The organism is Aliidongia dinghuensis (assembly GCF_014643535.1).
GTDB classification, from domain to species: Bacteria; Pseudomonadota; Alphaproteobacteria; order ATCC43930; family CGMCC-115725; genus Aliidongia; species Aliidongia dinghuensis.
Map to the genome: position 1 here is coordinate 209,481 of NZ_BMJQ01000005.1, position 12,022 is coordinate 221,502.

Below are 12,022 nucleotides of genomic sequence, written 5' to 3' on the forward strand. Positions count from 1 at the left end.
CGGCCCGCGCGGGGAGCTTTGCGATGACGAACCCCGTGACCCGGCCCTGGTGGGACCCGCAGACGTTCGGCCAGCGGCTGCCCAAGCTCGAAAAACGGGCGCGGATCATCGATGGCGTCCGCGCCTGGTTCGGGGCCCAAGGCTTCCTCGAGGTCGACACGCCCGCCCTCCAGGTGAGCCCAGGGCTCGAGCCGCATCTGATCGCGTTTAAGACCGAGCTCATCCGGCCCGAGGGCGAGCGGCTGACGCGCTATCTCCACACCTCGCCCGAATTCACCATGAAGAAGCTGCTGGTCGCGGGCCTGCCGAAAATCTTCCAGCTGGGGCACGTGTTCCGGAACGGTGAGCGGGCCGGCCGGCACAGCCCGGAGTTCACCATGCTGGAATGGTACCGGGCGAACGATGGCCACAAGACGCTCATGGCCGATTGCGAGGCGCTGGTGCGGCGCGCAGCCGAGATTGCCGGCACCAAGGTGCTGCGCTGGCAGGGCCACGAGGCCGATCCGTTCCTGCCGTTCGAGGTGCTGAGCGTGCCGGACGCGTTCCGGCGTCATTGCGGCATCGATCTTCTGGCGACGGCGCCCGATCCGATGGCGCCCGATCTCGGACTCTTGGCCGATGCCGCCAAGCCGCTCGGTATCAAGCCCCATGGTGGCGACAGCTGGGAGGACCTGTTCTTCCGCATCATGTTCGAGCGGATAGAGCCGCATCTGGGCATGGGCCGGCCGACCTTCCTTTCCGACTATCCGATCTCGATGGCAGCGCTTGCCCGACCCAAGCCCGAAGATCCGCGGCTGGCGGAGCGGTTCGAGCTCTATGCCTGCGGCGTCGAGCTCGCGAACGCGTTCGGCGAACTCACCGACCCGGTCACCCAGCGCGCCCGTTTCGAGGCCGACATGGACCTGAAGGAACGGCTCTACGGTGAGCGCTACCCGATCGACGAGGATTTTCTGGCGGCGCTTGGCCATGGCCTGCCGCCCTCGGCCGGCAGTGCCCTGGGCCTTGACCGGCTGATCATGCTGGCCGTCCATGCCGAGGCGATCGACGAGGTGCTGTGGGCGCCGGTGCAGTGAGGCGCAGGAGCACTAGCCGGGCATAATTTCAACTTTTGAGCGGTCTGTAGCGATTGACGTCGCTGCAACGCCCGGAGGAAAGGCTGCCCCATGCCGAAACGTCCCTTGCCGCTGTTCCTGGGCCTGGCCGCGTTCGGTCTTTCGCTTGGGCTTGCCTGGGCGGCGGCCGAGGTCCCTGCGGTCGTGGCCGAGCGCCAGGCGACCATGAAGGGGTTCGCCAACAAGGTTAAGCTGATCAAGAGCTTCGCCGACGGTGAGGACAATGGCGCGGACGCGCTGCAGGCGGCCAGGGATATCCTGGCCACGGCGTCGCATCTGCCCGAGCTGTTCCCGGCCGGCACCAGCCTGGCCGACCTGCCCGGCGTCAAGACCCATGCGAAGCCCGAGATCTGGGCCGACAACGAGCGGTTCCGTGCCACCGCCGTGCGGCTCGCGACCCAGGCCCAGGCGCTCGCCGCTGCGATCGAGCGCGGCGACCGGCCCGGCACCGCGACCGAACTCGGCGCCATCGGCCGCGTCGGCTGCGGCGCCTGCCACGAGGCGTTCCGGGCACCACTCGAATAGCGCTAGGATGGCGCCGACCCCGGCGGGATGCCGGGCCTCTGGAAGGAGCAGCGGAACATGTCTGAAACCATCGGTATGGGCGGCCTGGAAGTGCGCTTTCTATGCAGCAAGGACGATACCGGCGGCAGCCTCGACATGTTCGAGATGACGGTGCAGCCGAACGCTCGCATGCCCGTGCCTCACTATCACGAGAGCTGGGACGAGGCGATCTATGGTCTCGAGGGCGAGACCATATGGCGGATCGATGGCCAGGACGTCATCGTCGGTCCGGGTGGCACCGTCTTCATCAAGCGCGGACTGGTGCATGGTTTCCGCAATGGCAGCCAGCGGCCGGGCAGATGTCTCTGCGTCCTTACTCCCGGCGTGCTCGGTCCGGCCTACTTCCGCGAGATGGCGGCGCTGCTCGCCGGCAACCCGCCTGATCTCGCGCAGATGAAGGCGACCATGCTGCGCTACGGGCTGATACCGGTTCCCCCGACCGCCTAGAGCGCGGTCGCATTGGCTGGAACCAGCCAATGCGTGAATCGCGCTCTACCTATTTGATTAGAGCCGGCCTCCACCAGCCAATTCCGGAACGCCGTTGCGGCCGAGTCATGGCGCTTCGCCTCGGCGGAAGTCCTTGCTCCCCACCTGCCAGCCGAGACCGTGGCCCTGGGTTCCCGCCTGCGCGGGAACGACGCAAGGAGTAAGCTGGACGCCCGTGGATCAAGCCCGGCCATGGCGAAGAGAAACAGAGCGGACGATTACCCCCGCGCCGCAGCGATCGCCTGGTTGAACGCCTTGACTGCGGCGCCGGGGCCGTCCGGGTGCTGCCAGACGGCGCTCACGACGGCGATGAAGTCGGCGCCGGCCTGGACGAGCGGCGCGCAATTCCCGGGCGTGATGCCGCCGATCGCGACCGAGGGCACGGTCATGAACTCGCTCCACCATTGCAGCAGGTCCGGCTGCGGGCGGTAGTGGGACGGCTTGGTCTGGGTCGGGTAGAAGGCGCCGAACGCGACATAGTCGGCACCGGCTTCGGCCGCGACCATGGCCATGTGCCGGCTGTCATGGCACGTGACGCCGACGATGCGGTCGGCGCCCACCTTCTGCCGCGCCTCGGCATAGGGCGTGTCGCTTTGGCCGACATGCACGCCGTCGCAGCCGCAGGCGACGGCCAGGTCCGGCCGGTCGTTCAGCAGGAACGCCACGTCGCGCGTGGTCGCGACCGGCAGCAGGATCTCGCACGCCCGCTTGATCGTGTCGTCGTCGACGTTCTTCAAGCGCAGCTGGACCGAGGCGACGTCCCCGCCGTCGAGCGCCGCCGCCAGCTGGTCGGCAAAGGCGGTGGGCTCGAGGCGTTCGGGCGTCACCAGGTAGAGCCGGCATGGCGCCGGCTCAGCCGTGACGGACATCAGTCCTTGCCGAGATAGACGTTGATGAGCTTGTCGAGCAGCGCCAGCGCCTCGGCCTTCGGCCGCTGGAATGTGTTGCGGCCGATGATCGAGCCGTTGCCGCCGCCGTCGCGGATCGCGCGCGCCTCGTTGACGACGCTGTCGACGTCCTTCGCCTCGCCGCCGGAGAAGACGACGATGCGGCGGCCGTTGAAGCAGGCCTGGACGACATGCTCATAGCGCTTGGCCTGGGTCGAGATGTCGATCTTCTGCTTCTCGTAGACCGTCTTGGCGGCCGCGAGCTCCAGGAACTCCGTCGGCGGCTTCACTTTGATGATGTGGGCGCCCAGGAGGGCGGCCATGTGCGCGGCATAGGCGCAGATGTCGATCGCCGTCTCGCCCTGCTTCGAGAGATTGCCGCCGCGCGGATAGGACCAGATGACGACGGCGAGGCCGACCGCCTTTGCCTCTTCGGCCATCTCGCGGATCTGCTCCATCATCTCGAACTGCGCGTCCGAGCCCGGATAGATCGTGAAGCCGATGGCCGAGCAGCCGAGGCGCAGCGCGTCCGAGACCGAGCCGGTGATGGCCTGGGTCGGCGCTTCCTTGAAGGCTGACAGGCTGTTCGACGAATTGACCTTGAGGATGGTCGGAATCTGGCCCGCGAAGGTCGCGGCACTGGCCTCGAGCATGCCGAGCGCCGTCGCATAGGCGGAGAGGCCCGCCTCGATCGCCAGCGAGTGATGGTAGTGCGGGTCGTAGCCGACGGGGTTCGGCGCGAAGGAGCGGGCCGGACCATGCTCGAAGCCCTGGTCGACCGGCAGGATGACGAGCTTGCCGGTGCCGCCGAGCCGGCCCTGCATCAGGATGCGGGCAAGGTTGGCCTTGGTACCGGGATTGTCGCTCTCGTAACCGTCCAGGATCTTCTTGACTTGGGGCGTAATCGACATCCGGTCTCTCCGATCAAAAGCGAGAGCGGCCGCTTGAGCGGGCCGCCCCATGAATTTCAGCACGTGTCCTAGAACGCCGACGGCGCGAATGCAACGCCGGCCGTAGGGGAATAGTGGATCAGCCGTGGCGGCCGAGCCAGTCCCGACAACGAGCGGCGAGGTCGGCTTGTTCCACAAGGCCGCCTCGTTCAACAAGACTTTGCGAGAGATCGAGCGCCGGCCGGTCGTCGTCGTCGAGCCGGGCGCCGTAGCCGCCGGCAAGCGCCTCGAGCTTGGCGCGCGTTTCCTCGGGTACCGCAACGCGCACGGCCTTCAAGCCGCGACGAAGGGCGCCCAGCGCGGTGCCGGCCTCGTCGGCGCAGTCGAGCACCAGGGTGAGCTCAAGATCAGGAAAGCGCTCGGCCAGGACGGCGCCGAGGCTCGCGAACCAGCCGACGCCAACCGTGCCGCCGGCGCCGGGGGCGCTGCGGAGCGTCAGGGGTTTGCCCAGCGCCGCCGCGGCCTCGGCCGCGACGAGCGCCTGGGCCAGCGAATGGACGATGATCGCGGGCGGGCCGGCGACCATCGCCCCCTCGCTTCGGGCTTTAGATGAGCTTGCCGATCGCGACGGCCGTGTCGGCCATGCGGTTCGAGAAGCCCCACTCGTTGTCGTACCAGGAGAGGACGCGGCAGAAGCGCTTGTCCATCACGACCGTCTGGGTCAGGTCGAAGGTCGAGGAGTGCGGATCGTGGTTGAAGTCGACCGAGACGAGCGGCGCCGAATTGGTGCCGAGGATGCCCTGGAAGCGCGGCGAGGCAGCGGCCGCCTTGACCGCGTTGTTGATTTCCTCGACCGACGTGTCGCGCGCGGCGACGAAGGTCAGGTCGATGACCGAGACGTTCGCGGTCGGCACGCGGATCGAGGTGCCGTCGAGCTTGCCCTTCAAGGCCGGCAGCACCAGGCCCACGGCCTTGGCGGCACCGGTCGAGGTCGGGATCATCGACAAGGCGGCGGCGCGGGCGCGGCGCAGGTCCTTGTGCAGCGTGTCGACCGTGTTCTGATCGCCGGTATAGGCATGGATCGTGGTCATGTAGCCGCGCTCGATGCCGACCGCCTCGTTCAGCACATAGGCGACGGGGGCGAGGCAATTGGTCGTGCAGGACGCGTTCGAGACGACGGCATGCTCGCTCGTGAGCTGATCCTGGTTGACGCCCATGACGACCGTCAGGTCGACGCCGTCGGCCGGGGCCGAGACCAGCACGCGCTTGGCACCGGCTTCGAGATGCTTCGCCGCCGCTTCGCGCTTGGTGAAGATGCCGGTGCATTCGAGCGCCACATCGACGCCGAGCTCGCCCCACGGCAGCTTCGCCGGATCACGCTCGGCCGTGACGCGGATCTTGCCGCGGCCGACGTCCATCCAGCCCTCGCCGGTCGTGACCTCGGTCTTGAGCCGGCCGTGCACGCTGTCATAGCTCAGGAGATGGGCGTTGGTCGCGACGTCGCCCAGGTCGTTGATGCCGACGACGTCGATGTCGGTGCGGCCCGACTCGATGATCGCACGCAGCACCAGGCGGCCGATGCGCCCGAAGCCGTTGATTGCAACCTTCACTGCCATGCTGTTCTCCCGGAATTTGCCAGCGGCTAACGGCGCCGACTTGATCTTGGATCCAAACGAAGGCCGCCGGGAAGAGCTTCCGGCGGCAGCGGTGATTAAAGGCCTTCCTTGGCCGCGGCGACCACGGCTTCGACCGTGATGCCAAAGTGCTGATAGAGCTTGTCCGCAGGCCCCGAGGCGCCGAAGCCCTTCATGCCGACGAAACGGCCCTTGGGGCCGATCCAGCGTTCCCAGCCGAACTCGACGGCCGCCTCGACGGCGACGCGGTTCTCGGTCTCGCCCAGCACCTCGGTGCGGTAGGCATGGGTCTGCTCAGCGAAGAGCTCCCAGCACGGCATCGAGACCACGGCGGTCGGAATGCCCTCGGCCTCGAGCTTCTCGCGTGCAGCAAGGGCGAGGCTCACTTCGGTGCCGCTCGCGAGCAGGGTCGCCTTGCGAGGACCGGACGCCGGGGCCAGCACATAGCCGCCGCGTGACGAGCTGTTCTCGGCGCCGCTCGACCGCACGGTCGGGATGCCCTGGCGCGACAGCGCCAGCACCGACGGCCGGGTCTTGTGCTGGAGCGCCAGCGCCCAGCATTCCGCCGTTTCGATCGGGTCGGCCGGGCGGAACACGAGCAGGTTGGGGATGGCGCGGAGCGCCGGCAGCGTCTCGACCGGCTGATGGGTCGGGCCATCCTCGCCGAGGCCGATCGAATCATGGGTCATGACGTGGATGACCCGGATGCCCATCAGCGCCGAAAGTCGGATCGACGGCCGGCTGTAGTCGGCGAACACCAGGAAGGTGCCGCCGTAGGGCACGAGCCCGCCATGAACCGAAATGCCGTTCATGGCCGCAGCCATGCCGTGCTCGCGCACGCCCCAATGGACATAAGAGCCGGAGAAGTCCTTGGCTGTCACCACCGCCTGGCTCTTCACCTTGGTCAGGTTCGAGCCGGTCAAATCCGCCGAGCCGCCCAGGAGCTCCGGCAGCACCGGCGCCAGCGCGTCCAGCACCAGCTGCGAGGCCTGGCGCGTCGCGATCTTGGGCCTCTCGGCGGCGAACTTGGCGATGATGCCGTGGACCGCCGTCTCCCAGCCGGGCGTCAGCTCACCGGCGATCTGCCGGTCGAACGCCTCGCGCAGCGCCGGGTCCGCGGCGGCATGGCGCCGGCGCCAGGCGGCATGCGGCTCGGCCCCACGCGCCGCGACCGCCTGCCATTGGGCGCGGATGTCGTCCGGCACCTCGAACGGCTCGTGGGGCCAGTTGAGCTTGATGCGGGCGCCCTCGATCTCCTTGGCGCCGAGTGCCGCGCCGTGCACGCCGGCGGTGCCGGCCTTGCTGGGCGCACCGAGGCCGATCGTGGTCTTGCACGCGATCATCGACGGCTTGTCGGTCACGGCCTTGGCGGCGGCGATCGCCTTCGAGACCGCATGCGGGTCGTGGCCGTCGACCTGCTGCACGTGCCAGCCGTGCGCCTCGAAGCGCAGCTTCTGGTCGTCGGACACGGCGAGGTCGGTCGAGCCGTCGATCGAGATCGAATTGTCGTCCCACAGCACGATCAGCCGACCCAGCTTGTAGTGGCCCGCGATCGACAGCGCCTCGTGGCTGATGCCTTCCATGAGGCAGCCGTCGCCGGCGATGACATAGGTGTGGTGGTCGACGAGCGCGTCGCCGAAGCGCGCGTTCAGGAGCCGCTCGGCCATGGCCATGCCGACCGCGTTCGAAATGCCCTGACCCAAGGGTCCGGTCGTGGTCTCGGCGCCGACGATATGGCCGTATTCCGGATGGCCGGCGGTCATGTGGCCCAGCTGGCGGAAATGCTTGATCTCGTCGAGCGTCACCCCCGGATAGCCGGTCAGGTGCAGGAGCCCGTAGAGCAGCATGGAGCCGTGGCCGGCCGACAGCACGAAGCGGTCGCGGTCCGGCCAGTGCGGGTCGGACGGATCGAACTTGAGGTGCTCGGCGAACAGCACGGTCGCGGCATCGGCCATGCCCATCGGCATGCCGGGATGGCCCGAATTCGCCGCCTCCACCGCGTCCATGGCGAGCGCGCGCAACGCATTGGCCATGCGGCCGTATGTCGGATCCTGTTTCAGCGGCGTGAGATCGGCGGGCTTGGTCGTGGTGTCGGACGAGCTCATGGGCGAGGGTCTCTCGGAAATCAGGATGCGCGGCCCCGCGCAACGCGAGACCCCGGCAGTCTTCAAGGACGCACCTTCAAAAAAGCGGGCGCACATTGCGGTCGAAGCGCGCCTCGGGTCAACACGTGCGAGCGCAAGGCGGTTCTGCTCGACGTGTCAAGTTTCCGCCGAATGCGTGAGGACTTGCGCGGGAGAAAACGCGCCGGGAAGTTGAGATGACCGAATGTTCCTGTTATGTTCTAGTACCAAAGACCGACACAGGACGCTCGCCGTGATGGAAGCCGCCGATCTCGATGCCGACCGTGATGACGCGCTGTCGGCGCGGACGCTCGCCTGCACCACTGCAGGCGTGTTCCTCTGGCCCGGCTCGCCGCTGCTGACCAAGCTTGGCGGACAGTTCGTCGTGCGGCCGCGCGACCGGGTCTACGACCTTGTCTGCCGGCTGCACGGCCCGCGTGCCGCCTGGACGCCGCTGCTGCCGGCGCTGGAGCGGGCGGCCCAGCTGCTGAATGCGGGTGACGTGACGGCGGCGCAGGCCCGGCTCGACCGGCTGGTGCTGCCGCCCTTGAGCCGCGCCGGGGCCGACCTGATGCGGGCGATCGCGCGGCGGTTCGATCTCGAGCCGCTCGCCCTGCCCGTGGCACCGGACGACCAGGCTGGCCTGGCGCCTGATCTCGCGGCCGGCCTCGCCGATGCCTATTATGCGATCGAAGGCGATATCTGGCCGCTTCGCAAGGCGTCCGCCGCCGCAGACTTTGACGACAGGCATCCCCGTCTCGGCGTCCCGCCGAACCCAGGCTGGTTTGCGACGACGGCCGCCGGCGAGGCCAAGGCCGCGCCGCCCGGTGCCGCGGCGTCGTCCCGCCTGGCGCTGCTCGACCGATACCTGAAGAGCCCGAATGTTCGCGCGTTTCTCGATACGATCGCAGAGGCCGAAGGCGGCAAGTACAACAATCTTTACGGTGGTAAGACTTTCGACAGCTATGCCCGCTTCCCTGGTGCCGCCGGGCATTCGCCGGCGGGCCGCTATCAGATCACCCGGGCAACCTATGACGGGCTCAGCCAGAGGCTCGGGCTGACCGACTTCTCCCCGGCAACGCAGGATTATATGGCGGTGCAGCGGCTGGTCGACCGCGGCGCGATGGCGCCGCTGCTGGCCGGCGACATGGACGGCGCCATCACAGCGGCGGCGCCCGAATGGAATGCCTTGCCTCAAGGACCGGGCAAGGCCAATCGAATGGCCGGCCAGCCCTATGTGCGCTACGAACGCATCAAGCAGATCTACGAGCGTCATCGCCGCGCATATCGGAGCGAATGATGGAGACGATGGTTCACTGCAGGACCGAACGGGCGCGATGCTGCGCCCGCACTCCCGTCCGATTGCGCTGGCCCGCCGGAATGCTCGGGTTAATGCTCGGGCTGCTGGCCCTGCTGGTCGGGCTTGGCCCGACCGCGGCCGCGGCGGAGCAAGCGGCGACGCTGCCGATCGGTTCGGACTACATCCCCATGCGGCAGGCCATGATCGCCGCGGGATACCGGCCCTATCGCGTGATCCCGCCCACCACCAGCTTCAACTCGGTGAACCTGCCGGCTGCCGGCGAGGAACCGTTGCGGGTGAGATTTCCCGAGATGGCCTGGTGCAACGGCACCGGGTTGAACTTCTGCACCTTCTTTTTGAAGCGCGCCGGCAAGAATGCCATCGGCCAGGAAGACATCGTCGAGATCGTTACGGCTGGCGAGGTCCCGGACGACCTGAAGATCACCAGCATGATGGCGGTCAGCCGTCAGGCCGTCGAGGACGAGTATCGGGCCGGCCGGAATCTCACTGACGAGGAAGCGGGCGAATTGGCGAAGCGATCGGCCGGCCCGGCCGCCAAGCAGCGCCGCAGCCAGGCGGCAACGCCGCAGAAGTAAGCGGCAACGCCCCTCGCGGCGCGTGAGGCGGCCTCGCCATTGACCGCGCCCGGCCTTGCGGCTAACGCTCATCGGGACGATGGGAATGGGCGCGGGGGCATTCGGGCATGGCGGATCTGGCGGCGGCGGCGGCGCGGTTGACGCGCGCGGTGGACCGGCTCGAGGCGGCGGTCGCGGGGCAGCGCGGGCGAAGCACTGACAAGCAGCGGCAGCTGGCGCAGGATCTTGCGCAAGCCCAGGCCGAGTTCGCCGAGCTCACGCAGCGGACCGACGCGGTCACCGAACGGCTCGACGGCGCGATCGACCTGATCAAGACGGCGCTGGAGGCATGACGGCAATGGGCTCGGTCCAGGTCACGGTCAACGGCCGTAACTATTCCGTCGCTTGCGACAATGGGCAGGAGGCGCATGTCGCTCGCCTCGGCGCCTATCTCGACCAGAAGGTCGGCCAGCTGGTGAAGGCGGTGGGGCAGGTCGGCGACGCGCGCCTGCTCGTCATGGCCAGCCTCATGATCACGGACGAGCTCGTCGACACCGACCAGGCGCTGAGCCAGCTCAAGAACGCTGTGGCGCAGAGTAGCCAGGGCACGGGTGGCCTCGCCACGGAGCCGTTCGCCGCCGCGGCACCGAAAGTGCCGCCGGCGCCGGATCCGCGGGAGGCCGAGCTGGCCGATGCGCTCGACACATTGGCGGGTCGCATCGAAGCCATTGCAGCGGCGCTCGAGCAGGACTACCTCTAGGGGCCTGGAGCGGGGCTGCGCGGTGCGTCAGGAAGTTCAGACCCCGGGGCCATAAAGTACCTCTCGGGAGCTGTCCCTGCCGGAGCCGTGGTTTCGGTAAACGGTTCCCACCTGCACTGCAGGCCACGAGGGTGCGACAAGTCCAACGGCCGATGCGGCTCCGCTCTGGGTCCTTCCCGTTTTCGCCTGAAAGTATGTCATGACTCCTGCGCCCGATCCGCTGAGCCAGGCCAAGGCGGCGCTGCGCCGCGCCGCGGCCGAGGCGCGCGAGCGGGCGCAGGGTGCCGACGCCGCCGCTGCCGGCGCGGCGCTGGTCCGCCACGGGCTCGACCGGCTAGCGGCATTCCGGCCGCGGGTCGTCTCGGGCTTCTGGTCGATCCAGAGCGAGATCGACGTCCGGCCGCTGATGACGGCGCTTGCGGCGGCGACCGGTGCGGCCCTGGCGCTGCCCGTGGTCATGGGCCGAGGGCAGGCGCTGCAGTTCCGGCGCTGGGACAAGGCCGCAGCGCTGGTCGCCGGGCCGTTCGGCACGGCGCACCCGGCCGAGGGCATGCCCGTGCTGATGCCCGACCTGCTGCTGGTGCCGCTGCTCGCCTTCGACCGGCGGCGCCACCGGCTCGGCTATGGCGCCGGCTTCTATGACCGGACGCTCGCAGCACTCCGGGCGGATGGCCCGATCACCGCCGTCGGCATCGCCTATGCAGCCCAGGAAGTGGCCGAAGTGCCGGTCGGCGCGCATGATCAGGTGCTCGATCTGGTTCTGACCGAGCAGGGCTTCATCTAATTCAGCGACCGCCGGTCCCGTATCTACGCGCGGGACGGGCCAACGGGAACGATCGATGCGTTTGTTGTTTTTGGGCGATCTCCTGGGCCGGACCGGCCGGGAAGCCGTGATCAAGGAAATGCCGCGGCTCAAGGGTGAGCTCGCCGCCGATTTCGTCGTGGTCAACGGCGAGAATGCCGCCGGCGGCTTCGGCATCACCGACAAGATCGCAAAGAGCCTCTACGAGGTCGGCGTCGACGCCATCACCACCGGCAACCATGTCTGGGACCAGCGCGAGCTCATGGGCTCGATCGACGCCGATCCGCGCCTGCTCCGGCCGGCGAACTTCCCGGTCGGCACGCCCGGCAAGGGCACGCGCGTGTTCCAGCTGGCCGACGGCCGCCGCATCGTCGTGATCAACGTCATGTGCCGCCTGTTCATGGACCCGCTCGACGACCCGTTCGCCTGCCTCGACCGCGAGCTCGCCGGCCGGCAGCTGGGCTCCAACACGGCGGCGATCCTGGTCGACGTCCATGGCGAGGCGACGAGCGAGAAGATGGCGCTCGGCCATTATCTCGATGGCCGCGTCTCGCTGGTCGTCGGCACCCACTCCCATGTGCCGACCGCCGACGCGCAGATCCTGAACAAGGGCACGGCCTACCTCACCGACGCCGGCATGTGCGGCGACTATGATTCGGTCATCGGCATGCAGAAGGAGGCGGCGATCCACCGCTTCGTGCGCAAGACGCCGGGCGAACGGCTGACGCCGGCCGAGGGCGAGGCAACGGTGTGCGGCGTGTTCGTCGAGACGGACGACGCGACCGGCTTGGCGAAGCGCGTGGCACCCATCCGCGTTGGCGGCCGGCTGCAGCCGGCCTGGCCGGATTAAGGAACTCGAGCGTCATCGAATCATAGCAAAGCCCAAGCA

Annotated in this window: 14 protein-coding genes and 1 other RNA gene; 10 read left to right on the plus strand and 5 right to left on the minus strand. The window is 68.4% G+C overall.

The window, feature by feature from the left end:
• Positions 1 to 23: 23 nt before the first annotated feature.
• From epmA to IEY58_RS11480, 3 genes are all read left to right on the plus strand, one after another.
• Entirely contained in the window at positions 24 to 1,073 is a 1,050-nt protein-coding gene (epmA, locus tag IEY58_RS11470) for an EF-P lysine aminoacylase EpmA (RefSeq protein ID WP_189045751.1), read from the plus strand.
• A 90-nt stretch (positions 1,074 to 1,163) separates the two neighbouring features.
• Positions 1,164 to 1,637, plus strand: coding sequence for a cytochrome c (locus IEY58_RS11475; protein ID WP_189045753.1), 474 nt, complete (start codon positions 1,164 to 1,166; stop codon positions 1,635 to 1,637).
• Positions 1,638 to 1,694: 57 nt separating this feature from the next.
• Positions 1,695 to 2,123, plus strand: coding sequence for a cupin domain-containing protein (locus IEY58_RS11480; RefSeq protein WP_189045755.1), 429 nt, complete (start codon positions 1,695 to 1,697; stop codon positions 2,121 to 2,123).
• 257 nt (positions 2,124 to 2,380) lie between these two features.
• Here IEY58_RS11480 and thiE read toward each other — a convergent pair whose 3' ends face one another.
• The 5 genes from thiE to tkt all read right to left on the minus strand — a co-directional run bounded on the left by thiE (position 2,381) and on the right by tkt (position 7,678).
• A complete protein-coding gene (thiE, locus tag IEY58_RS11485) occupies positions 2,381 to 3,031 on the minus strand; it encodes a thiamine phosphate synthase (RefSeq protein ID WP_189045757.1) in 651 nt (216 codons plus the stop codon).
• Positions 3,031 to 3,960 carry a class I fructose-bisphosphate aldolase gene (locus IEY58_RS11490; protein WP_189045759.1) on the minus strand — a complete coding sequence of 310 codons (930 nt, stop codon included), beginning with the start codon at positions 3,958 to 3,960 and terminating at the stop codon, positions 3,031 to 3,033. The genes thiE and IEY58_RS11490 overlap by 1 nt, the downstream gene beginning before the upstream one ends.
• A gap of 118 nt (positions 3,961 to 4,078) precedes the next feature.
• Positions 4,079 to 4,525, minus strand: a complete 447-nt coding sequence (locus IEY58_RS11495; protein WP_189045761.1) for a hypothetical protein — start codon at positions 4,523 to 4,525, stop codon at positions 4,079 to 4,081.
• A gap of 19 nt (positions 4,526 to 4,544) precedes the next feature.
• Positions 4,545 to 5,555: a type I glyceraldehyde-3-phosphate dehydrogenase gene (gene gap, locus IEY58_RS11500; RefSeq protein WP_189045763.1), complete on the minus strand. Its 1,011-nt coding sequence runs from the start codon at positions 5,553 to 5,555 to the stop codon at positions 4,545 to 4,547.
• A 95-nt stretch (positions 5,556 to 5,650) separates the two neighbouring features.
• Entirely contained in the window at positions 5,651 to 7,678 is a 2,028-nt protein-coding gene (gene tkt / locus IEY58_RS11505; protein ID WP_189045765.1) for a transketolase, read from the minus strand.
• 271 nt (positions 7,679 to 7,949) lie between these two features.
• On the opposite strand from tkt, the gene IEY58_RS11510 reads away from it, so the two are divergent.
• The 7 genes from IEY58_RS11510 to IEY58_RS11540 all read left to right on the plus strand — a co-directional run bounded on the left by IEY58_RS11510 (position 7,950) and on the right by IEY58_RS11540 (position 11,983).
• Positions 7,950 to 8,996, plus strand: a complete 1,047-nt coding sequence (locus tag IEY58_RS11510) for a lysozyme family protein (protein ID WP_189045767.1) — start codon at positions 7,950 to 7,952, stop codon at positions 8,994 to 8,996.
• Positions 8,993 to 9,592 (plus strand): hypothetical protein, encoded by a 600-nt coding sequence (locus IEY58_RS11515; protein WP_189045769.1) that lies wholly within the window; start codon positions 8,993 to 8,995, stop codon positions 9,590 to 9,592. Before IEY58_RS11510 ends, IEY58_RS11515 begins: the two co-directional genes overlap by 4 nt.
• A gap of 107 nt (positions 9,593 to 9,699) precedes the next feature.
• On the plus strand, positions 9,700 to 9,924 hold the full coding sequence (locus IEY58_RS11520; protein WP_189045771.1) for a hypothetical protein: 225 nt from the start codon (positions 9,700 to 9,702) through the stop codon (positions 9,922 to 9,924).
• The gene (locus tag IEY58_RS11525; RefSeq protein ID WP_189045772.1) at positions 9,921 to 10,331 is read left to right on the plus strand and encodes a cell division protein ZapA; all 411 of its coding nucleotides are present in this window, start codon (positions 9,921 to 9,923) and stop codon (positions 10,329 to 10,331) included. Before IEY58_RS11520 ends, IEY58_RS11525 begins: the two co-directional genes overlap by 4 nt.
• A 9-nt stretch (positions 10,332 to 10,340) precedes the next feature.
• A non-coding RNA gene (gene ssrS / locus IEY58_RS11530) (6S RNA) lies at positions 10,341 to 10,496 on the plus strand.
• Between the two features lie 34 nt (positions 10,497 to 10,530).
• Positions 10,531 to 11,115, plus strand: a complete 585-nt coding sequence (locus IEY58_RS11535) for a 5-formyltetrahydrofolate cyclo-ligase (protein WP_189045774.1) — start codon at positions 10,531 to 10,533, stop codon at positions 11,113 to 11,115.
• A 55-nt stretch (positions 11,116 to 11,170) separates the two neighbouring features.
• Positions 11,171 to 11,983, plus strand: a complete 813-nt coding sequence (locus tag IEY58_RS11540; protein ID WP_189045776.1) for a TIGR00282 family metallophosphoesterase — start codon at positions 11,171 to 11,173, stop codon at positions 11,981 to 11,983.
• The last annotated feature ends 39 nt before the right edge of the window (positions 11,984 to 12,022 follow it).

Bases quoted from the DNA above. Each gene is read 5' to 3' on its own strand.
- thiE (WP_189045757.1), bottom strand. From the start codon at position 3,031: ATGTCCGTCACGGCTGAGCCGGCGCCATGCCGGCTCTACCTGGTGACG.
- IEY58_RS11520 (WP_189045771.1), top strand. From the start codon at position 9,700: ATGGCGGATCTGGCGGCGGCGGCGGCGCGGTTGACGCGCGCGGTGGAC.
- IEY58_RS11535 (WP_189045774.1), top strand. From the start codon at position 10,531: ATGACTCCTGCGCCCGATCCGCTGAGCCAGGCCAAGGCGGCGCTGCGC.
- IEY58_RS11515 (WP_189045769.1), top strand. From the start codon at position 8,993: ATGATGGAGACGATGGTTCACTGCAGGACCGAACGGGCGCGATGCTGC.
- gap (WP_189045763.1), bottom strand. From the start codon at position 5,555: ATGGCAGTGAAGGTTGCAATCAACGGCTTCGGGCGCATCGGCCGCCTG.
- IEY58_RS11525 (WP_189045772.1), top strand. From the start codon at position 9,921: ATGACGGCAATGGGCTCGGTCCAGGTCACGGTCAACGGCCGTAACTAT.
- IEY58_RS11540 (WP_189045776.1), top strand. From the start codon at position 11,171: ATGCGTTTGTTGTTTTTGGGCGATCTCCTGGGCCGGACCGGCCGGGAA.
- IEY58_RS11490 (WP_189045759.1), bottom strand. From the start codon at position 3,960: ATGTCGATTACGCCCCAAGTCAAGAAGATCCTGGACGGTTACGAGAGC.
- tkt (WP_189045765.1), bottom strand. From the start codon at position 7,678: ATGAGCTCGTCCGACACCACGACCAAGCCCGCCGATCTCACGCCGCTG.
- IEY58_RS11475 (WP_189045753.1), top strand. From the start codon at position 1,164: ATGCCGAAACGTCCCTTGCCGCTGTTCCTGGGCCTGGCCGCGTTCGGT.
- IEY58_RS11495 (WP_189045761.1), bottom strand. From the start codon at position 4,525: ATGGTCGCCGGCCCGCCCGCGATCATCGTCCATTCGCTGGCCCAGGCG.
- epmA (WP_189045751.1), top strand. From the start codon at position 24: ATGACGAACCCCGTGACCCGGCCCTGGTGGGACCCGCAGACGTTCGGC.
- IEY58_RS11480 (WP_189045755.1), top strand. From the start codon at position 1,695: ATGTCTGAAACCATCGGTATGGGCGGCCTGGAAGTGCGCTTTCTATGC.